The sequence below is a fragment of the Nostoc sp. MG11 genome (assembly GCF_014904695.1).
Taxonomy (GTDB): Bacteria; Cyanobacteriota; Cyanobacteriia; order Cyanobacteriales; family Nostocaceae; genus Komarekiella.
The window spans coordinates 204,266-226,676 of sequence record NZ_JACXXN010000009.1 but is presented as its reverse complement, the minus strand read 5'-3'; the positions used below and the strand labels follow the sequence as shown (position 1 = coordinate 226,676).

Genomic DNA, 22,411 nt, shown 5'->3' with positions numbered 1-22,411 from the left:
ATTTCAAAGTTTTTCGATGTACCACCGAGACTTGAGATCCCCCCTAACCCACGCCAGTCGCTCCACTTGGGGAGACCCCATCGCATGATTGCGTCTCTCCTTCTCTACGAGACGCTACTTCGCGTTGGGAGAAGACCGCGCTGGCTCCCCTTTTTAAGAGGGGAATTAGAATCGAATGCCCCCTTTTGAAGGGGGTTGGGGGATCTAAAACTACTGTAAATTGAGTGTTTGAGCTGAAGTTGACACCAATGGGGCACTGCCCACTCCAGTAATTTATCATACAAGCCTGCTATTAGCGGGGCGTTTAGCCCATCCTGAGTCCTGTAAGGGAGACTGTCGCCATGACCAACTCAACTCCAATGGATGACGGCAAAAATTTTAGAAAGAAAAAGGGTAAGTCACTTCCTCCAAAGCTGATAATCTGGCTGGGGAAGTTTGTCTGGACTACTCTCTGGCACATAATGATGTCAAACCTGGCTCCCCGCAATCAATCGGGAGCGTACATCCGTCCCAACAGCCAGTTCCGAAAGTTTATCGGCGCAGAAGTAGGAAATCCGTATCCACCAGCCGCGGGGCGCTATAAACTTTATGTTGGGCTAGGCTGTCCCTGGGCGCATCGAACCTTGGTTGTGCGATCGCTCAAAGGACTCGAAGCTGTAATATCGGTATCAGTTGTGTCTCCTTCTTCAACAGAAGGAGGTTGGGTATTCGACCAAGAAGACGAAGGTTGTCGCACACTTGCGGAGTTATATCAGCTAGCAGAACCCGGCTACAGTGGACGCGCTACAGTTCCAGTATTGTGGGATGACCAAACCAAAGCGATCATCAACAATGAGAGTGCAGAGATTATCGTCATGCTAAACTCTGAGTTTAACGAGTTCGCAAACAATCCTACACTAAATCTCTACCCAGAAGAACTTAAAGAGAAGATTGACTGGTGGAATGAGAAAATTTACCACACAGTGAACAACGGCGTTTATCGTTGCGGTTTTGCCCAAACCCAAGAGGCATATAACCAAGCTTGTAATGAACTGTTCGTAACTCTTGATGAGATTGACACAGCATTGCACACTAATCGATATTTGTGTGGTCAAAATCTTACACTTGCAGATATCCGTTTATTCACAACGTTGTTTCGTTTTGACAGTGCCTATTATGGGTTATTTAAGTGCAACCGTCAGCGAATTCGAGACTACGAAAATTTAGGAGCTTACTTACGTGACTTATATCAGCTTCCAGGTGTGGCTGATACTTGCGACGTAGAGAGTGTCAAGCGGGACTACTACGGTAACTTGTTCCCACTGAATCCCGGTGGAATCATCCCTAATGGGCCTAATATGGCATACCTTTATGAACCACACAATCGCCAAAATGTCGGCGTAGAGGCTTCATAAGTTATCTTGAGAACATATTCCTCGATAGCTGATGTCCGAAGTGGGTGCAATTGTGAACCAAATTAATCGAGTGGCAATTGTCGGCGGAACTCACGGTAATGAATTCACAGGGGCTTATCTAGTCAAAAAGTTTAACCAGTTTCCTGACTTGATTGCTAAGCCTAATTTTGAAACTGTGACTCTGCTAGCAAATCCTAAAGCTTTTGCAGTAGGAAGACGATACATAGAGAAGGATTTAAATCGCTGTTTTCTTAAGCAAGAACTGCAAAATCAGACTCTTGAAAGTTACGAAGAATTACAAGCTAAATCAATTCAAAATATTCTAGCTTCGAGTGCAAAAAAGGTAGATTTTATCTTGGATTTGCACAGTACTACAGCCAATATGGGTCTAACGATTATTCTGGTAAATAATCATTCTTTCAACTTGAAATTAGCTGCTTATCTAAACTATATCAACCCTTTAGTTAAGGTTTATCGCTGCTCTTTTCAATCATTTGAAGAAAATCCATTTCTCAATGCTCTGTGTGAATTGGGCTTTGCAATTGAGGTTGGCCCCGTTGCTCAAGGCGTCTTAAAATCGACACTGTTTCAACAAACAGAAAAACTTGTTCATGAGATCTTAGATTATCTAGAACGATTCAATCAGGGTGAAATTCCCTCAACCAACGAAACGTTAATCATGTATCAGCACTTATCCGTTGTAGACTACCCAAAGAAAGAGGATGGCGCAATCTTTGGGATGATTCATCCAAAGCTACAAGATAGGGATTATCAAGCCCTAAACCCAGGAGATCCGATATTCTTAACTTTTGATGATGAAACAATTTTTTATCAGGGTAAATCTACCGTTTGGCCTATTTTTATTAATGAAGCAGCTTACTACGAAAAAGGGATTGCAATGTGTTTGACACAAAAGCTGCGAGTCAATCTCTAAGACTTTTTTGTATTCCCGGTAACTATAATAATTAACCTTGACCAATCCTATAGATGGAGGGAATAAGTTTACGAATAAAGATAAATTTATTTCTAGAATGGTCTATTATTCCAATGTCTTTGCTAATATCCTTCGGGAGTACCCCATCCCCGGAGGGTATTTTTTTGCGATTACCATGTCTGATATCAGTTATCACTTAAAAACAGTGGCTTGGGACACTGGTAACTGTTCATTGTTCGCTGATTTGGTATTGTCTTTTTTGGTAAAGTTATTGAAGCCTTGCATCAAATATTTGTTGAATTTTAATCTGATATTAATGACTTTCATCTGTCAATAGTTAGAAAGTTAGTTAATAGCAATACTCTAATTAAAACTAATTATTTTGTGCGTGATATTACGGTACTCAAAATAATTTAATAGTCAATAAAATATACAGTAATATTTTGGGTGCTAAATATGTCAGATATGCTACCTCAGTGCAAAAATTTGAAAGAGCAAGTTGAGTTCATATTACAACTTTTACAGCAAGAAGCAACGCTACGTTCCCAAGACATTACATCTGTACAAACTTCCCTTAGTAAAGCGATTGCTCCCAAGTTTGAGATTGTGTTTGCAGGTGCATTTAGTGCAGGTAAGTCAATGTTAATCAATGCACTGTTGGAGAGGGAGTTACTATACAGTGCAGAGGGACACGCTACAGGTACAGAATGCAAAATTGAGTATGCAGAATTAGATAAAGAACGTGTTGTTTTAACATTTTTAAGTGAAGCAGAGATTCGAGATCAAGCAGTTTTGTTGTCTCAGCAGATGGGATTTAAGACAGTAGCTAATATCAATCAATATGATGTAATTAATTTGCTACGTCAAGGTTGTGAAACTATTATCCAGCAGGAGGGTGGTGAGAGTAAATCGGAACGGGCAAAACAAGCGAAAGCGTTGATACTGTTATTGAAGGGGTATGTAGCAAACCGCGATCGTATCCACACGGTTAATAATGCTACATATTCAATGGAACAATTTAACTTTTCCAATCTCAAGGAAGCGGCTGGGTATGCACGTCGTGGTAGCAATAGCGCTGTTTTAAAACGGATAGAATATTACTGCAACCATCCTCTATTGCAAGATGGCAATGTAATTATTGATACTCCTGGAATTGATGCACCTGTGGATAAGGATGCACAATTAACTTACGCCACAATTCAACATCCCGATACTTCAGCGGTGGTATGTGTGTTGAAACCTGCTTCGGCTGGGGATATGACAAAGGAAGAAACGGAACTTTTAGAAACGATGCGGGAGAATGGGGGAATACGCGATCGCGTTTTTTACATTTTCAACCGGATTGATGAAACTTGGTACAACACCCAGCTACGGCAACGATTGGATGATTTAATTACTGGGCAGTTTCACAATACTAGCAGAGTTTATAAAACTAGCGGATTATTAGGATTTTACGGCAGTCAGATTAAACAGACAAGCGAACAAGACAGATTTGGTTTAGATTCTGTCTTTGCAGAAAGTATTAAAGGTTTGGATGGTAGAGAAGAAACACCACAATTTATTAACGAATTTAATCGTTATTGTGCTAACTCAGGTAAATTGTCAGCTAGTAAATTCCGCATTTCGGTAAACAGCTTTGAAACCTCAAATGAGAACTATGTACGGATTTTAACTGAACAAGGAACGCCATTAGTTAACCAGCTAATTCAAGATAGTGGTATTGAGGAATTCCGCACAGCTATTACTCGCTATCTTACCGAAGAAAAGCGTCCGCAATTATTTAAAAATCTTGCTGATGATTTGGAAGATATTTGTATTAAGTTGAAAAAACATTATCAGGAAGTGCTGCGAAATTTATATAGTCAACCGCGAGAAATTGAGGCGATGAAGGCGCAAGAATTACAGCGCCTCAACCAACAACTCCAGGAATTTGGTAAAGATTTTAGCCAACACATCACAGAAGAAGTTAATCAATTAATTAATAATTCTTGTGAGGTTTTTGAAACAGACTTTCGGCAATTACAATCACGAATGATTCGCCGTTTAGATGAGTTGTTAGACACTTTTTCTGTTGCTTATGCTTATCGACGTGCAACCCTCAGCCATCCGCGCAATGCTACTGCGCCTTTAATTGCCATTTTAGTAGAGGCATTTTATTACTTAGCAAACCAATTAGAAGATATCTTAGTTGATTCGTCTCAGCAAATTATTGTGAATTTTTTCCAACGATTAATCGAAAAGGTTCGTAAGTCAGAGTACTATCGTCAATTGTATCGCTTATTAGGTAATGATGGCGGAATTGAACAAGAGATCAGAATTGTAGAAAAACAAGTTACTCAGACGTTAGTGAGTGCGGCTAGTGTAGAGTGCGATCGCTTTGTACGTGAAAGTCCCAGATTTTACGATGAAGGCACTTTTTCTATATATCAATTTCGCCAGACTTTGCTACAAACTTCCCAAGGTTACGACTGCGAAAGCATAGTGGAAGCAGAACCCGCAATAAGGCAATTATTGAAGTTAGATTTTGAGCCAAAAGTTTCCCAAACCATTCGTAAATCTTTCCGTCAAACTGTTAACCAAACCCTCAAAACTCTATTGTTGCCAATGGCTGATAAGCAAACAGACGAAATTTTGCAGCAGTACTCTCATGCACGTACTTTTTTAGAGAAAATACTAGAAAAAGAAGCTGAAGATAAGATTGCTCATAATCAGCGATCGTTGAATGTTATTGAGGAGAAGATTGAGATATATAATTCAGCAGCATCTAATATTAATAGTTGTTTGCAAGCAATGCAATTGTATGACCACTTGCTACCTGTAATTGGCGATGCAGACTCTCTGAATTTAGCAACTGATTCACAACTCGATAATATCTTGTCAAATAACGGTATTGTTATTTCAGATGGTTTATTGCGTGGAATAACACAAAGTTAATGTCTATGGTTCTAATACGGTTTGGATTAGCACTGTTCTACTTTTTTTGTCTGGGTAAAAGGTAAGGGAGAAAGAAGAAGGGTAAATTCAAACATTTCCTCTTTAACCGAACCGTATTATAAAGATCGCGCACAGAAAAGCTTAAAAAGTGAACTCTAATTCTAACTCAGTCTTCTAAAGAAGACTTTAGCTATTAGCCTGAGAATGAATTCTCAGGCGGTTTTGTAACTAGGTAGGTATAATTAAATATAAAAACATCTTAGTTCGTAGTGAGCGATTCATCGCTCAAGACAAGGATGATCAGGACTAAAGTCCTTACTACAAACTTTAATTTATTTACGCCTAGCTACTTAAATAATGCCAATTATTAGATAACAATTTTTGTTTATTTATTAGGTATTGGCAATTACTAAACTTTTGATAAAGGGAAAAATTAAAGAGTAAAAGAATTTCTTCTTCCCTTTTCCCGTTCCTCCTTTCCCTTTTCCCAATCCTAATCTTTAGCCCTAAATACTGTGCCCCTTTTATCGTCTATGTCCTATAAAAGAGTTTTATCATGGCTTGCATTATTATTAAGTTTTATTAGTCTGTTTTTCAGCTCTTGGATTATTATTCCTGCTCCAAACATGCTTTTACTTAGGCTAGCAGTGGGAGCGCCAGAAATGAGTCCTTGGTTATTTGGATTAAATTTGCTTTGTTTGCTGCTTTCTTTTTTCTGCATCCGCCAGCATCAACTAAAACGTCTAGTCTGCACTTTAAGTCTAATTGGATTGCTAATTTGCGCTTCGGTGCTAGTGAATATACCACTAACTCAAATGCAAATGGCGAAAGCTATGAAACAAGGATTAGGTAAAGATTATCTAGAGCAAATTCCAGTCCAAATAAGCGCTAAGATGCAAAGCGATCCCTTTTCCTTAGTTAATACTTTTCGGGGTATTCCATCAGGTAAAACGCGTCATCAAACAGGTATTATCTTTGCTACTTCTGCGGGAATACCATTAAAAATGGAAGTTTACCAACCCCCAGCAATGGGGAAATATCCAGCAGTGATTGTAATTTATGGTGGAGCTTGGCAATATGGGAATCCTCGCGCCAATTCTGAGTTTAATCAATATATAGCAAGTCGGGGATATACGGTATTTGCAATTGACTATCGACACGCACCAAAATATCGGTTTCCGGCTCAGTTAGATGACGTACGTACAGCCCTCAGCTTTATTCACAAACACGCAGTTGAATATGAAGCTGATCCAGAACGCATGGTACTGTTAGGGCGTTCCGCAGGCGCACACCTGGCAATGCTGGCTGCTTATCAACCAGATGCATTACCTGTCCGTGCTGTGGTGAACTATTACGGGCCTGTTGATTTAACTGAAGGATATAAAACACCACCACGTCCTGATCCCATCAATTCCCGCGCTGTTTTAAAGGCATTTATCGGCGGTTCTCTAGAAGAATTACCTAATCGGTATCAAATTGCTTCGCCGATAAATTACGTGACGCGCTCTTTACCACCAACTTTATTAATCTACGCCAGACACGACCATTTAGTACAAGCACGATTTGGTAGGCAAATGTACGAACGGTTACGTAACTCTGGAAATACTGCGGTTTTTTTAGAAATTCCTTGGGCAGAACACGCTTTTGATGCCATTTTTAATGGTGTCAGCAATCAATTAGCGTTATATTACACCGAGAGATTTTTGGCTTGGGCATTGTTTAGTCAATAATTTCATCATTATGAATTATTAATTATGAATTACTTTGACCTTCGCCGCATAATCAACGAGGAAAACTCATGACTAAAACTCCCCGCATTCGTATCCCGCCTGAAGTGAGAAAATATGTCTTTCAACGTGATAAATACCAATGCCAAAGCTGCGGTAAAACAACTTTAGAAACTGACCTCACTATTGACCACATCATCCCCCTCGCTCAAGGTGGTCAAAACGATATCAGTAACTTACAAACTCTTTGCTTCACCTGCAACCAGCAGAAAACAGATAAAACTGACCACCGCTTCCGGCGATATTTTGATCTTTAGGTTAGGTTAGGAGCGACTGTTAGTTTCTAAGGTCTATGTCTCCAAACGTCAACAGCAATTCCCGAAGATTCGCCCAAGTTAAAACTAAGATGCTGTACCTCTCTGCTGCGATCGCTATTTTAGTGGCAGCCTTTCCCTGGCTATATGAAGTTAAAACGAAAGCTGGAATCAACATATCACGTAGCCGCCACGCTGGAACCTTTTTAGAGAAACACACCCACGGACTTTTTAGGTGTGAGTGGCTTTATCCCTACCGTTGCGATCGCCCTCAAGGCTAGATATTTAGAACCACAGATAAACACCGATAATTTATTAGTGTTTATCTGTGGCTGCTTTTTAGTTTTGTCGAACTCGCGTGACGTAATAAATCTGTGAGCTGGTGATCTCGATTAAAGAGAACAAGAAAAGCCAGAATAACAACTCCCATTGTGGCGATCGCAACTCCTGCTGCCTGTGCAAAAATAATTACAATCTGGTAGCGTATAGCATCATTAGGATTTGCTCCAGCGAGAATTTGACCAGTCATCATTCCCGGTAAGCTAACTAATCCCATCACCATCATTGAGTTTATAGTCGGAATCATTCCTGTTCTCAGAGCTTCTTTAATAGTTTGATGTGCAGCTTCCCAACGGGTTGCACCTAGAGTCAGTAGGGCCTCTATTTCCCCCCGATGACTAATTAAGTCCTCCATAAACCGATCCAAACTCAAAGAAGTACCCGTGAGGGCATTACCCAACACCATACCCAACAGAGGAATAAGATACTGTGGTTCGTACCACGGCTCTACGCGTACAATGCCAGTAACTATTATCCCTGTAACTAAAAAGGAACCGCTGAAAAGGGAAATGAAATTGTTCCAATAAATACTTGTAAACCGTCTACGCGTACGGTTGACACTAGATACACCAGCTATAACCGTCATGCCCAAAGCCAAAAGTATGATCAATAGAGGGTTGCTGAGAGTAAACACCCACTGCAATATGTACCCTACCAGCAACAACTGTACTACCATGCGTAGCGAGGCTATCCCCAGACTTTGCTCTAGTCCCAACCGCAAAACCAAGGAAAGCCCTATATTGATCAGAATAAACAAAGTCGCCAAAGCTAGTTGTCCATAACTAATCTGGATATAATTGGCTTCCATCAGTCTTCTTCCTTCAAGGTAATTTGGCGGCTGGTAATGCGTTTTAACTGGGTTGAGTCATGACTTGTCCACAGATATGCTCGTTGTGGGTCTTGATGTTGCCAAGCTGCAACTAAAGCCTCTAAACTTTGGGCAGTTCCACCATCCAATGAGGCAGTAGGTTCATCCAGTAGTAGTATTTTTGGTGAAAGTTGTAAAGCTCGCAAAAAGGCGAGAATCTGCGCCTCACCACCAGAAATAGCGCTCACCGGACGCTGCAAAAAGTCAGCCGTTTTATGCAAAAGATGCAGATAGTCTAGAATTAACTGACGGTTGTAAACTTGATGGCGGTGAACTGCTAATCGATAAACTTTCTGGAGATTTTCCTCTACAGTTCCTTCCCACAAGGCTGGTCGCTGATGTAAGTAGATAATTTGGGAACGATAGCTGGGTATAAACCAGGAATTCATCGGCTGCCCCTGAAAAATAATTTGCCCTGCTTGTACTGGATCTAGACCAGCTAATGCTCGTAGCAGTAAGCTTTTACCAGATCCAGAAGCACCGATCACTGCTACTCGTTCCCCTGGAAACAATTGAAAACTTAGGTGATTCCAGATCCAGCGTTTCTCAACTGTTCGACCTAAGTCTTGTACAGAGAGAATAGGGTTGTTGGGAGACAATTTTAGCTCACTAGTCTGGCTTTGGGTAAGGTGATTTTTCATGTGTCTCCCCAGAATCCTCAGAATATTTTACGTTGTTCTAAATGGGCAAGAATATCTGAGCGATCGCGCCACACAGGACGTAATTTTTTGTTGGCAAACATCTCTAACTGGTCGCTAATGTGTGACGATCCAGGTTGAGTCGCATTCCCGTAACTGGTAAGTGCCATTGCTCTTACAGGGTTGGAAAATTCAATTGCAGCAACATAGGAATCACCTGCAACGGCTTGGAATTGACCGCTTTCTCCTGGAGCAAAATTGAGTACACGAAAAATTCCCAGGTCGTCATCCCCACCATTAGCAGGCAAATCCACATCACCCAACTGAATCCGAAAAACCTTACCCCACGGTACATCAAGCGCCCCATAAGTTTTTTCTACCTGTGCGGCTACTGCTTCGAGTGTTGCAACTGCACTTTTGGGATTTGCTAAGCCATCGGGTGTGGTACGGGGAGAATTTTCATTCCAGGGTTTACTAAATGCTTTATCTAAGTCCATCTGTTCTACCCAAAAAGCAAATAATACCGCCCCCCGACTATCTGCATTGGCTTGCCGATCCCAGGCTTCTAGGACACTAGCTGCTTGTCGCCCTATGTCCTGACCATACTTGCGTGCAGCCGGAATTAAATCATCCAACAAGCGATCAGCCAATTCCATGCGGGTAGAATGCTTGTATGCAACCATTTCATCAAAAGAGATTTTGTCATCCTCAGCCAACATCCTTGCAGAACGTTGTGAGCGGAAATCCATGAAACGAGGTGCTATGTAAGGCGGGTAATTATCTGCTTTAATGGCGGATGGAAATGTAGTTGTCCAAGGTGGATCATTGGTATTTTGCAACCAGCCGCTCTTAGGGTCAACTATGCGCGGTAAATCTTGATAAGGATGAATTTTTGTCCACAAGGTTTTAGATGTATTTCCTGGGATCAGTCCTTCCCAGTATGCAAAATCACCATTTGATCGCACTGGAACTTGACCGTTGAATAGGTGCATAATATGCCCTTCTCTATCTGCATACATCACCGTAAACATCGATAGTTGTAGGCGCTTGAGTGCGGTTTCAAACTGGTTAAGGTTCTGGGAACGTGCCATATCCCACCACTGTTGGAGTACACCAGGTTGGTCAAGACCTGCAACTCTCAGGGCTACAGCTTTATCATTTTTCTCGGCTACTACAGGCCCGTGGACAGAACTTTTCACTACTAATGGTTGCTCTTGTAAGGAGCCATCTTTTTGTTTCACCTTTAAGGAAAAAGTTTTTGTGTGGAACTTACGAACTTTGTCATCAAAGCGATAACCATTACCTGCAAGTGTGAGTTCATAAACATCCCAACCATCATAAGTATTAACGGTGTGAGTCCAACCTAAGTTGTTGTTAAATGCGATCGCTAATACGGGAATACCTACAAGTGTTGCTCCATAAGCATCAATTCCTGGTGCGGTGATTTGGGCTTCGTACCACAAAAATAAATCTGACCAAGGTAGGTGTGGGTTTGCTAGCAACATTGCTTTCCCACTAGCAGAATGATTTGGTGCGATCGCCCAACCATTAGATCCCGCTTGCAACTTTTGTTTACTCAGGTCTAATACTTGCTCTGGATTGACCACAAAGGTGAAATTGAGCACCCGATGTAAGTGAGCCATGACATCTTCTGCCTTGACTGGTAGCACCGCTTCAACTTGATCATCAATCAAGTTAGAATTTTGGGAAGCATAAGCATTGATCCCACTAGCAAAAGCATCGAGATAGCTACGAAAAGTTGGACTCTGTGCTTTGTACCAAGAACGAGCGCGTTCTGGTACTCCGGTAGTTTGTACCCAACGATCTGACTCTAAATACTCCTCTCCCCAATATTCGGCCGCGCGTCCCCGTGCTTGACCATAGAGACGTAAAAGCAAATCTCCATGACTTTGCATTTGTGCCCAACCGAAGGCGTAAAATGCACTCCGGTCATCTTTCCCGTATATATGCGGTACACCGTATGTATCCCATAATATCTCTGTAGATTTTGTTGGTGTGGCTACAGTGTGGCTTCCTACAAACAAAACCATTATCAAACTGAGTATTAAGGGTAAAACACGTATTGATTTTCTTTTACAAACCCTGAGTAAAATATCAATCCTCATTAACACCACCATGTACAGATGCAACGCCTGGTGACTGAAACTGCTATTTGTCAAAGAAGAATCAAGACAGAATCTTGACTCTGCCTCCCACCTCCTGAAGCAAGTGACTTTGACACAGCAGATTTAAGTTGATCTCACAATACCACTTTGTTGAGAAATTATATCAAGGCTGAAACCGTATCCTTGATTCTGATTAAAAATAATGAAATAGCTACAGGATCATGTAATCTATATAGTTATTAAGAAAGATTATCAACTCTTATGATTAAAAACCTGTTAAATGTTAAAAAACAGGTGTTGCTGAATTTGAATATGGAGTTTAAAAATCAACTCTTCTCAACTCTTACTCTCTGCGGCTCTGTCTTGAAAAGTTTCCTACGGCGGGAAACCCGCCTACAGAACTTTTCGCTGCGCCTCTGCGTGATACAAATTCATATTTCTACTCAGCAACGCTAAAAAACAAATAACCAGCAAAGCGTAATATTTTCAAGTGACAGCAGGATCATGACAAAAGCGACCACAATGTCACCTAGAGGATTGAAAAAGCCACAAATGTCAACCTTATTTGGTCTGGTTTTGGGACTGTGTATCCTGGTAATTTGCCTGGTATACAGTGTGATGTTAGGTGCAGCAGAAATACCTCTAGGTAAGACTTTGACATCTTTTATAGCCTTTGATGGTTCATACCAACACTTAGTTATTCAGACCGTGAGATTACCGCGATCGCTAGTTGCTATCCTAGTAGGTTCAGCCTTGGCTGTCTCTGGAGCATTGATGCAAGGTTTGACACGCAACCCCTTAGCAGATCCAGGTATTTTGGGTATCGAGTCAGGAGCAGCACTAGCTGTTGTTGCAACAATTTTTGTTTTTGGCAGCTCGTCCTTAAGTGTTTTAACCATTGTGGCCTTTTTAGGTGCAGGAGCCACAGCGATGTTAGTCTACTTTCTTGGTTCTCTGGGACGAGGAGGAGCCACCCCATTGAATTTGACAGTAGCAGGTGCAGCACTCACGGCTTTGATTTCTTCTCTAACCACTGCTATTCTGATCGTCAGTCAACGAACATTAGAAGAAATTAGATTCTGGTTAGCTGGTTCATTGGCTGGTAAAGATATCAACATATTCTTCCAAGCATTACCTTTCGTCGTCATTGGATTAGTGGTGGCTTTTACTCTTGGTAGACAAATTACCACCATGAGTCTTGGTGAAGATGTGGCCAAAGGTTTAGGTCAGCAGATAACCTGGATTAAAATCATCACAGCCATCAGCGTTGTTTTACTGGCGGGGAGTTCAGTATCTCTTGCAGGGCCAATCGGCTTTATCGGCTTAGTCGTTCCCCACATTGTCCGATTTTTTATTAAAGCTGATTATCGTTGGATTTTGCCTTATTCCGCAGTTGTGGGCGCAATTTTACTGTTAGTTGCAGATATTGCCGCGCGTGTGTTGCTCAAACCCCAGGAGTTACCTGTAGGTGTAATGACAGCAATAGTTGGCGCTCCATTTTTTGTGTACCTGGCTAAGTCAAAGGTGAAAAAATGAAGGTTGATTGGCTAGTCGTCCGTTCGCAGGCGATATCTTTTCGTATAGACCGACGTGTACCAGTCATGCTGCTGTGTTTGGTAGTAGTGATTGCAGTGGCGATGGTGATGAATGTAGGCCGAGGTGAATATCCAATCTCGCCTTTAGATATCGTCAAAACTGTATTGGGTTTAGATACGGGAAACCCAGACCATGCCTTTGTGATTCACAATCTGCGTCTACCCCGCACACTTGTAGCTTTTATGGTGGGAGTAGCGTTTGCAATTTCTGGCACTATCTTTCAAGGGCTGACACGTAATCCCTTGGCAGACCCTAGTATTATCGGCATCAATGCTGGGGCTAGTCTAGCAGCAGTTGCAGTAATTGTACTATATCCATCAGCACCAGTTTACACTTTGCCCTTAGCTGCTTTTGCTGGTGCTTTGCTGATGGCGGGTTTAATTTACTCGCTGGCTTGGAACAAAGGTAGTTCTCCGATTCTATTAATTTTGATGGGTATTGGCTTGTCTGCGATCGCCAGTGCTTTCACGAACTTGATGATTACTTTTGGGGAAATTTATGACGTTAGTGCTGCTTTGGTTTGGTTAGCTGGGAGCGTCTACGGTCGTACCTGGGAGCAAGTATTTTCCTTATTACCCTGGTTAATTATCTTTGTACCAATGGCTTTGACACTAGCGAGACATTTGAACGTTCTTAACTTAGGAGATGATGTCGCCAAAGGCTTGGGTACTAGTGTGGAATGGCAACGTGGTTTACTAGTGCTGGTGGGTGTAGCCTTAGCAGGTGCAGGAGTCGCTACCGCCGGCAATATTGGTTTTATTGGTTTAATCGCACCCCATTTAGGACGACAGTTGGTAGGTACAACCCATGAAGGTTTGATTCCTACTTCCGCGCTTTTGGGGGGAGTGATTGTTGTAATAGCAGACTTGCTAGGAAGAACACTGTTTGCACCTATCGAACTTCCTTGTGGGGTAGTAACTGCTGCTATTGGCGCTCCTTATTTTCTTTACTTATTAATTCGTAATCGTAAAAAATAAAGCTTATGAAAGGACTGTCAACTAAAAGTCTGTCTTTAGCTTATGATGGTGCGCTGATTATCCGTGACCTGAATTTGACAATCCCCACCGGACAAATTAGTGGTTTAGTTGGTGCTAATGGTTGTGGTAAATCAACGTTATTGCGAGGTCTAGCTAGATTGCTTCAACCCCGTAGCGGTACGGTCTATCTTGATGGAACGTCTATTTTTAATCTTTCCACCAAAGAAGTAGCTCAACAGTTGGGAATTTTGCCCCAAGGACCAGTAGCGCCGGAAGGTTTAACAGTGCGAGATTTGGTCGCACAAGGACGTTACCCTTATCAAAATTGGTTGCAGCAGTGGTCAGCCAAAGATGAAAAAATCGTACAACAAGCACTCTTAATTACAGATTTATTGGAGTTGGCAGATAGAGCATTAGATACTTTGTCTGGTGGACAACGACAGAGAGCTTGGATTGCAATGGCGCTGGCGCAAGATACAGATATTTTACTTCTAGATGAGCCGACTACTTTTTTAGATTTGGCGCACCAAATAGAGATTTTGGATTTGTTGTATGAGTTGAACCAAACTCAGGGACGAACAATTGTGATGGTGCTGCATGATTTAAATCATGCCTGTCGTTATGCTGATTGCTTAGTTGCTGTCAAAGATGGGCGAATTTTTGCTGCTGGCGAACCAAAGCTAGTGATGACTCAAGAAATGGTTCAGGAGGTTTTTGGGTTGGAATGTCGTATTATTCCTGATCCAATTGTAGGGACACCGATGTGTGTGCCGATAGGACGTAAAGCGAAAGCAAATAACAAACAAGTTTCTTTAAATTCCTGATTTGATTTAAAATCCTCGACTTCTAAAAGAAGTCGAGGATTTTGTAAAATTCGACAGCAGTATGCGTCAATAAATCCGTCGTTAATGATAAGTTGAGTTGACCGTCATATCTTGTTAACTTTTAAAGCAAAATTATGGATACTAAAATAACTCCTGACGCAATTATGCAGATAGGAATGGGTTTTTGGAGCGCAAAAACCCTGTTAGTTGCAGTTGAACTCGGTTTATTCACTCTGCTTGATTCATCGCCTCTTGATGCTCAAACCCTGGCTGAACGCTTGGGAATACATCCACGTTCAGCGCGAGATTTCTTTGACGCCTTGGTAGCTTTGGGTTTGTTAGAACGACATAACGAGCAATACTGTAATACTCAAGAGACTGAGCGATTTCTCGTTCGTGGTAAGCTTGAGTATGTCGGCGGCTTCTTAGAAATGGCAAATGCACGGTTATATCCATTTTGGGGTTCTCTAACTCAAGGATTACAAACTGGACAACCTCAAAACGAAGCCAAGAATGGCGAAAACTTTTTTACTGCACTTTATGCTGATAGCGATCGCTTAAAGACTTTTCTTAAAAGTATGACTGGTTTGAGTATAGGAGCAGCGAAGGCGATCGCCGCAAAGTTTCCTTGGAGTGAATACAAAACTTTTATCGACATTGGAACAGCTCAAGGTGGCTTACCAGTGCAAGTAGCATTGGCGCATCCTCATCTATCTGGGGGTGGGTTTGATTTACCTGTTGTGCGTCCAGTTTTTGAGGAATACGTTAATTCTAATGGTCTGAGCCAACGGTTACAATTCTTTGCGGGTAACTTTTTCTCTGACTCACTACCTGTTGCTGATGTCTTAGTTATGGGACATATCTTGCATGACTGGAATCTTGACGAAAAACTGATGCTACTAACTAAGGCCTATGGGGCCCTTCCCTCTGGTGGTGCGCTGATTGTTTATGACGCTATTATTGATGACAATCGATGCGAAAATGCCTTTGGACTTCTGATGAGTCTGAATATGTTAATTGAGACTCCAGGAGGGTTTGATTACACTGGCGCTGATTGTATTGAATGGATGCGTTCCGTGGGATTTTGTGAACTGCAACAGCAGCATTTAACTGGCTCCGAGTCGATGGTTTTTGGTATTAAGTAACAAGAAGCAAGAAATAGGTTTGGTTTTCTCATATATGAATACTAAACTAATTAACTTTTTTGTTTTCTATTAGATTTTGCTCATCTGAAAGTAATTAAATATTAGTTTTACTATGTAATCTTTGTTGGCATTTTTAGTTTTGTCAGTAGTATCAGTTCTTGAGTTGTCCGTTCTTAATATCGCATCAATCACTTAACTACAAACAATACCAGTCGTGACAATCACATCAAAATCTCCTAGAGTATCTGAAAATCGGAGAAATTCAGCCCATCCTTTGCAACGTTTGCTAAACTATGGAAGCCAATATCGCCAACAGATTTGGCAGGCTACATCATTTTCTATCATCAATACGATTTTAGACTTAGCACCACCGTGGTTAATTGGTATTGCGGTAGATATTCTCGTAGAGCAGCAAAATTCTGTATTTGCCAAGTTGGGTGTCAAAGAGATATTTTGGCAATTTTTACTGCTTTCATTGATCACTATCATTGTCTGGATACTAGAATCAACTTCTGAGTATGCATACAATAGACTTTGGCGTAATTTAGCCCAAAATATCCAGCATAATTTACGCTTGGATGCCTATAATCATGTACAAGAATTAGATTCAGCTTACTTTGAAGAAAGCAGTACAGCCGGTTTGATGTCTATTTTAAATGATGATATCAATCAGCTAGAAGATTTTTTGAATTTTGGAGCTAATGAAATTATCAACATTATCACTTCATTGCTCATTTTAACTGGTGGTGCTTTCTTCATTTTACCTGCCTCTATCACCTTGGCAGCAATGTTGCCAATGCCATTTATTGTTTGGGGTTCCTTTACTTATCAAAAGCGTCTGGAAACTCGTTATGCTGAGGTGCGAGAAAGGGTAAGCTTTCTGAACTCGCGACTAGCAAATAATCTCAGTGGTATTACCACAATTAAAAGTTTTACTGCTGAAGATTATGAAAGTGCTAGATTGGCAGGAGAAAGCGAAGCATATAGAAAAAGTAACATCAAAGCAATAAAACTTTCCGCTGCATTTGTGCCCTTAATCAGAATGCTAGTTTTAGCAGGGTTCACAGCCTTATTGTTTTGGGGAGGTATGGCAACATACGCTGGTAAGATATCTATTGGTAATTACAGTGTTTTACTAGTTCTAGTACAGAGATTATTATGGCCTTTAGTAACATTAGGAGAAATATTTGACAAATATCAAAGGTCAATGGCTTCTACTAATCGTGTCATGGATTTATTAGATGCTCCTATCAATATTACTGGAGGAAACAAATTTTTATCTATTGATAAAGTGCGTGGTGAAATTGACTTTAAACAAGTTACTTTTGCTTATCGAGATAGAGAGCCAGTAATTAAAAAATTATCCTTACATATCCCCGCAGGCAAAACGATCGCTATTGTTGGTTCTACGGGTTCTGGTAAAAGCACTTTAGTGAAATTATTATTGCGATTGTATGATATTTCTTCTGGAACGATCGCGATTGATGATATTAATATTCAAAAATTAAATCTACGTGATTTGCGTCGTAGTATCGGCCTGGTCAGTCAAGATGTATTCTTATTTCATGGTACTGTTGCTGAAAATATCGCCTATGGTACTTTTAATGCTACCGATGAACAAATAATTGAAGCTGCGAAAATTGCTGAAGCTGATGATTTTATTATGCGGCTACCCCAAGGTTATGAGACGATAGTCGGAGAACGAGGTCAAAAATTATCTGGTGGACAACGCCAAAGAATTGCGATCGCTAGAACTGTTTTAAAGAATCCGCCAATTTTGATTTTAGATGAAGCCACCTCAGCAGTGGATAATGAAACTGAAGCTGCTATTCAGCGTTCTTTAGAACGGATTACTGTGAATCGAACCACAATTGCGATCGCTCATCGTCTTTCCACTGTCCGTAACGCTGATTGCATTTATGTGATGGAATATGGAGAGTTAGTTGAGTCGGGAACCCATGAACAATTGTTGGATAAAAATGCAATTTATGCTGGTTTATGGCGGGTGCAATCGGGGGTGAGATAAAAAGTAGAATCTTGCTTAATTTGGGTATGAATTATTTATTATTTTTAGAGTAAATTGATACCCCAATAATATGCTTCATTTAAGAAATAGATTTAGGTAGAGGGTTTTATTTTCCTGTTACCTATTGCTTGTTAAGCCAAGTAAGTTCAAAAATCAAAGCGATTTTTATGTATTACCGAAACTATAATTTTATAGGTGGAATTTGTGCGAAAATAGCAGACTGCAAAAGTTCGGGAAGCTGTTTCCAAAGAATTGCCCCTTTGCTACTGTTGATATACATTTTTAGAAATTCTAGTAATGCTACTGCGCTTGGTTCTGGAGTAAGGTTAGTAAATAAATAAGTGGGTTTCTCTGAGCAACAAATAGATACAACACAACCCTGACTGCAAGCCCAAAGGCATCCAACTGGCTGAATTTCTAGTTCTTCAGGTGAGAAATTTTGGATGCATAAACCGTTTAGTTGGTCAATAAAAAAATCGCCATCGAAAGGCGGATTTTTGGGTCGTTCTTCAGATGAACGGTGACAAGATTTACAGACGAATAAGGTGTGTTTGATCATGAAAATTAAGGAGTGTTAACGAGATATTTGTAGAGATCATCAATTACTGCATCAGTTCCGAGCATATTTGTCGCACCCCATGACATAAATTCAACATAATAAACATGATTTTCTTTAACAGCTTTCAGGTTTTTCCAAAGTGGCTCTTGTTGTTTTTCTTTAAGAAATTCATTGCCACCACTTGAAAAAGTTGTCACAAATAAAATATCGCCATCTGCTTTTTCTAATTCCTCTAAGGAAATTTTTACTGAACCATAGGGTGCGTCGATGTTTTGTGAAGCTGCACGCTGCAAAAGAGCATCGCTAATAATGGAGCCAGCGAATGAGTTTCTAGTGTCAATTGATATTTGCCCACTCCCAACATATATGAATGATATTTTTTTGTTCTGATAGCGAGTTCCTAATGCTAGTTTTAGCTGTTCTATTCGCTGATAGTAGCGATCCCAAAGTGCTTTTTCAGTCTCTTGTTTTCCTAATGCTTCAGCAACAAAACTCAAATGCTTTTCCCATGTAGGATAATAAAGTTCACCCAATACCGTAGGGGCAATTTTAGATAGTAGAGGATAAATTGGTTTGAACCAATCTACCCCTATAATCAAATCTGGTTTAAGTAGTAATATTGCTTCTAAATTGGGTTGAGACAGTCCAATTAGTTTTATTCTCTCTGTTTGATCTTTAACAGATGTCAATTTGCCTTTATGATGAACTTCGTTTGTAGTACCGATGGGTTGAACACCGAGTGCAAGGACATTGCCTAAAGTAGATAAAGATAAGGTGACAACACGCTGGGGGTTAATCGGAACACAGCTTTCCCCCATTGTGTGTTTAACTATGCGACATTCTGCGGCTGGCATAGAGGCAGAGGATATATTTTGAGATGCGTTATGATTGCAAGCCGTAACTAAAGTAAATCCTAAGATACTCAATATTAGCCAACAGAAAAAATTTCGCATTCTTGTCTCAATTATTAAAACTGCCAGGAAACCGTTCCTTGAACTGTAAAAGGCTGTCCGTAGTTAACACGAGTAGCGCTAGAGCCATTTTCAAAATATTCTACGTCAAATAGGTTCCTGAAGTTAAGTGCAACTCTAAATCTATCTCTGTTATAAAAAATAGCTGCATCAGTCCGAACATAACTAGGTATCTCGTAAGTATTACCCAAATCTCCAGCGCGATCGCCCACAAAAAATAAGCCCAGTCCAGCCCCTAAACCTTGTAATTCACCTTGTTGAATTTCATAGGCTGTCCATAAGTTGAAAGAATGGTATGGGGTATTTGGCAATTGGCTCCCAACATCAAGAGTACCATCTTCCGTAATGCGTGCGTCGGTATAAGCATAGCCTGCATAAATATTCCATCCCGGCAAAATTTCGCCCGCAATATTCAGTTCAATACCTTGGCTTTTTTGTTCACCTGTTTGGATTTGAAAACCTGAACGATTGGGATCGGGATCATCTACCAAGACATTGGTACGAGTTAAATCATAGAATGCAAGCGTTGCTGAAAGGCGATCGCTTAAATCTGCTTTCACCCCAACCTCATATTGACGTCCGCGTTCTGGCTCAAAGGAGTTGTCCAAACTGCCACCAAAAAGAAATACACCGTTTGCTGGAGTAAATGAACTGATATAGCTGGCATACAAAGAAATTGCAGGGATGGGTTGATAGACAATCCCAAACCGAGGACTCAATGCACTATCTGATTGGCTAGTTTCTGTGTTAGAAGAGAAATCTTCAGATGTTTGGTCAAAAGTATCAAACCGCGCACCCAACAGCACCTTCAAACTATCTATCAGTGTAATTTGATCTTGAAGATAAATTCCTAATGAGTTTGTGACTGTTGTATTACTAATTTCTGGACTAAGCGTACCTCGTGGTTGACCGTAAACAGGATTAAAGATATCAATTTGTGCAGCACTAGTAGAAGTAAATTTTGGTACTCTATTTTCATAACTGTTCAAATCAATCCCAAATAGTAGCTGATGCTGAATTGAACCAGTAGAAAAATTGCCAACAACATTTGTACTTAGATTATAAGACGTGCTTTCAAAGTCGAATTCTCGGTAAGAACGATTAAGCAACGTTAGATTGTCTGGATCTAACCTTAAAGGAAGCGTTCTTTTGTCACTGGAAGCACGAAAATTGAACGCAAAAGCATTACGTAACGACCAGTTGTCATCAAATTTGTGTTCTAGTTGGTATCCAAGCCTTGTAAGAGTTGTGTTTATTTCATCTGTCGGTTCACCAACGTTGCGATTACGGGGTATTTTACCATTGGGGTTAGGTAATACAGAGCCAATGATAGGTACAAAAGGTGTAAATCCAGAATCTCTTGTCTCAATATAGTCTCCCTCTATGATTAGGTTAGTTGTCTCGCTAATTCCTACACTGATAACAGGCGATATACTCAAGTTTTCACTATTGTAGAAATCGATAAAACTACCTGAATTTCTGTAGGCTGTATTGAGACGATACAATACTGTTTTCGAGTCATTTAACGGCCCCGATAAGTCAACTGCACCTCGATAGTAACTATAACTGCCAACAGTTGCATCAATGGCATAAAAAGGTTCACTTAAGGGGCGTTTAGTAACTATGTTGATGCTTCCGCCTGGATTACCCAAGCCAAATAGTACTGATGCAGGCCCCTTGAGGACTTCAACTCGCTCAACACTGGAAAGTTCAACTGATTCCCCAGCCCCCGCGTCAACTTGCCCATTCCTGAGCAAATTATTATTCAATGCCTCAAATCCACGAATTCTATAGGTGGCGTATGGGCCAGAGTTAAAATCTTGAGTTACACCAGGAACATTTCTGAGCGCATCATCTAAGCGAGTCACCTGTTGGTCGCGCAACACTTGTTGTGGTACTACTTGAATCGATTGAGGAATGTCACGCAAAGGCGTATCGGTTCTTGTCCCAGTCGTAGTATTTGGTACGCGATACCCATCTTGCTCACCCGTCACCACCAACTCAATCGGCTCATCCTGCTGTGCTGCTGGTTCCTCTTGCGGCGTCTCACTTGCTGGCTTCTGTGCTTCTGGTGTTTGGGGCTGCTGTGATGGCTGCGTCGCTGTTGCAGTAGAATTTATCCCAAAAACCAGCCCTGCATTATCATCAAATAACTCAACTGTCGGCAACTGTGCATCACCTACCACCGTCACTCGAACAGTTTTCGCATCAATGTTTGTAACAGTGATTTCCGTAATTCCTGCAAGCGGTTTTTCTGAACGAAATGTAAAAGCATCGCCGTTAGGCAAACGCAATTGTCCGCCTGAAACATCAACAATAAAATTATTACCTGTACTACGATTTGTAACTTGCAGTTGTTCTCCAAGAGCCGTTTCTAAAATTACCTCTACACCTTTGTCAGTGGGATTTGCCTTTACTCCCGTGATTGGTATGACTTGTTGATCTCCAATTCCTTGTTCTGGGTTAGGGGAGTTGGTTGGTGTTGGTGACTGTACCAGCATTTGGGCGCTAGTAGCGGGAAGTTCAATTTCGCTCAGTTGACGAATATTTTTACTTTTATCCGACTTTGCCCTTTGCAGTGAACTTGCAATTTGAGACTTAAAGAGTCGGTATTTTTTAGTACTGGGAGTTAATTTCAGAGATTTGCTGCTTGTAAATTTTTTATCTGTAACTGCAACTGTCTCATCTAATGCAGACTTCCCTATCCTCTGGCTAGAAAATTTACTTTGAACATCCTCTTGTACTTCTTTACCTTTAGCAGGAGTGTTCATAACAACAACAACTGCACTTGTCAGCAGCAGGCTTTGAAAAAATTTATCTAACTTCATTTATCCGCTTACACTCAATCACACTACTTGGTCGTACCCGAAGACACAACGACAATCTTTGAAATAAATTGTCATTTAGATTTAAGTTAGTTGAATCATATTATGAAGTGATGCAAGACACAAGATAATTAATAATCTTTTTTCTTTAATTAAGAATACTAAGCAATAATTATTCTTATAGGCAGGTGTTTGCTTGATACATAACCAGAGA

General features: G+C 40.8%; 17 protein-coding genes. 11 read left to right on the top strand and 6 right to left on the bottom strand.

What is annotated here, in order from left to right; translation table 11 throughout:
* Positions 1–341: 341 nt before the first annotated feature.
* The 6 genes from HCR01_RS16050 (at position 342) to HCR01_RS16025 (ending at position 7,584) form a co-directional block, all read left to right on the top strand.
* The gene (locus HCR01_RS16050) at positions 342–1,394 is read left to right on the top strand and encodes a glutathione S-transferase family protein (protein WP_226889372.1); all 1,053 of its coding nucleotides are present in this window, start codon (positions 342–344) and stop codon (positions 1,392–1,394) included.
* A 52-nt stretch (positions 1,395–1,446) separates the two neighbouring features.
* Positions 1,447–2,328 carry an aspartoacylase gene (locus HCR01_RS16045; protein ID WP_193197139.1) on the top strand — a complete coding sequence of 294 codons (882 nt, stop codon included), beginning with the start codon at positions 1,447–1,449 and terminating at the stop codon, positions 2,326–2,328.
* Between the two features lie 456 nt (positions 2,329–2,784).
* Positions 2,785–5,262, top strand: coding sequence for a dynamin-like GTPase family protein (locus HCR01_RS16040; protein WP_193197138.1), 2,478 nt, complete (start codon positions 2,785–2,787; stop codon positions 5,260–5,262).
* Between the two features lie 533 nt (positions 5,263–5,795).
* Positions 5,796–6,992, top strand: coding sequence for an alpha/beta hydrolase (locus HCR01_RS16035; protein WP_193197137.1), 1,197 nt, complete (start codon positions 5,796–5,798; stop codon positions 6,990–6,992).
* A gap of 68 nt (positions 6,993–7,060) precedes the next feature.
* Complete coding sequence (locus tag HCR01_RS16030; RefSeq protein ID WP_193197136.1) at positions 7,061–7,306, top strand: HNH endonuclease; 246 nt, start codon at positions 7,061–7,063, stop codon at positions 7,304–7,306.
* A gap of 35 nt (positions 7,307–7,341) precedes the next feature.
* The gene (locus tag HCR01_RS16025) at positions 7,342–7,584 is read left to right on the top strand and encodes a hypothetical protein (protein ID WP_193197135.1); all 243 of its coding nucleotides are present in this window, start codon (positions 7,342–7,344) and stop codon (positions 7,582–7,584) included.
* 41 nt (positions 7,585–7,625) lie between these two features.
* Here HCR01_RS16025 and HCR01_RS16020 read toward each other — a convergent pair whose 3' ends face one another.
* The 3 genes from HCR01_RS16020 to HCR01_RS16010 are packed head-to-tail and all read right to left on the bottom strand — an operon-like array spanning position 7,626 to position 11,274.
* Positions 7,626–8,450, bottom strand: coding sequence for an ABC transporter permease (locus tag HCR01_RS16020; RefSeq protein WP_193197134.1), 825 nt, complete (start codon positions 8,448–8,450; stop codon positions 7,626–7,628).
* On the bottom strand, positions 8,450–9,151 hold the full coding sequence (locus tag HCR01_RS16015; protein ID WP_193197133.1) for an ATP-binding cassette domain-containing protein: 702 nt from the start codon (positions 9,149–9,151) through the stop codon (positions 8,450–8,452). The genes HCR01_RS16020 and HCR01_RS16015 overlap by 1 nt, the downstream gene beginning before the upstream one ends.
* Positions 9,152–9,168: 17 nt before the next feature.
* Positions 9,169–11,274: an acylase gene (locus HCR01_RS16010; protein WP_193197132.1), complete on the bottom strand. Its 2,106-nt coding sequence runs from the start codon at positions 11,272–11,274 to the stop codon at positions 9,169–9,171.
* Positions 11,275–11,778: 504 nt separating this feature from the next.
* Between HCR01_RS16010 and HCR01_RS16005 the strand changes: the two genes are divergently transcribed.
* The 5 genes from HCR01_RS16005 to HCR01_RS15985 all read left to right on the top strand — a co-directional run bounded on the left by HCR01_RS16005 (position 11,779) and on the right by HCR01_RS15985 (position 17,842).
* Entirely contained in the window at positions 11,779–12,810 is a 1,032-nt protein-coding gene (locus tag HCR01_RS16005; protein WP_193197131.1) for a FecCD family ABC transporter permease, read from the top strand.
* Entirely contained in the window at positions 12,807–13,847 is a 1,041-nt protein-coding gene (locus HCR01_RS16000; protein ID WP_193197130.1) for a FecCD family ABC transporter permease, read from the top strand. Before HCR01_RS16005 ends, HCR01_RS16000 begins: the two co-directional genes overlap by 4 nt.
* A gap of 5 nt (positions 13,848–13,852) precedes the next feature.
* On the top strand, positions 13,853–14,671 hold the full coding sequence (locus tag HCR01_RS15995; protein WP_193197129.1) for an ABC transporter ATP-binding protein: 819 nt from the start codon (positions 13,853–13,855) through the stop codon (positions 14,669–14,671).
* 134 nt (positions 14,672–14,805) lie between these two features.
* Complete coding sequence (locus tag HCR01_RS15990; RefSeq protein ID WP_193197128.1) at positions 14,806–15,816, top strand: methyltransferase; 1,011 nt, start codon at positions 14,806–14,808, stop codon at positions 15,814–15,816.
* A gap of 214 nt (positions 15,817–16,030) precedes the next feature.
* The gene (locus HCR01_RS15985) at positions 16,031–17,842 is read left to right on the top strand and encodes an ABC transporter ATP-binding protein (RefSeq protein WP_193197127.1); all 1,812 of its coding nucleotides are present in this window, start codon (positions 16,031–16,033) and stop codon (positions 17,840–17,842) included.
* Between the two features lie 181 nt (positions 17,843–18,023).
* On the opposite strand, the gene HCR01_RS15980 is transcribed toward HCR01_RS15985, so the two are convergent.
* From HCR01_RS15980 to HCR01_RS15970, 3 genes are read right to left on the bottom strand one after another with little or no spacing between them, the layout of a single operon-like run.
* Positions 18,024–18,401, bottom strand: a complete 378-nt coding sequence (locus tag HCR01_RS15980) for a DUF1636 family protein (RefSeq protein ID WP_193197126.1) — start codon at positions 18,399–18,401, stop codon at positions 18,024–18,026.
* A 5-nt stretch (positions 18,402–18,406) separates the two neighbouring features.
* The gene (locus HCR01_RS15975) at positions 18,407–19,354 is read right to left on the bottom strand and encodes an ABC transporter substrate-binding protein (RefSeq protein WP_193197125.1); all 948 of its coding nucleotides are present in this window, start codon (positions 19,352–19,354) and stop codon (positions 18,407–18,409) included.
* Between the two features lie 14 nt (positions 19,355–19,368).
* A complete protein-coding gene (locus HCR01_RS15970; protein ID WP_193197124.1) occupies positions 19,369–22,200 on the bottom strand; it encodes a TonB-dependent receptor in 2,832 nt (943 codons plus the stop codon).
* Between the last annotated feature and the right edge of the window lie 211 nt (positions 22,201–22,411).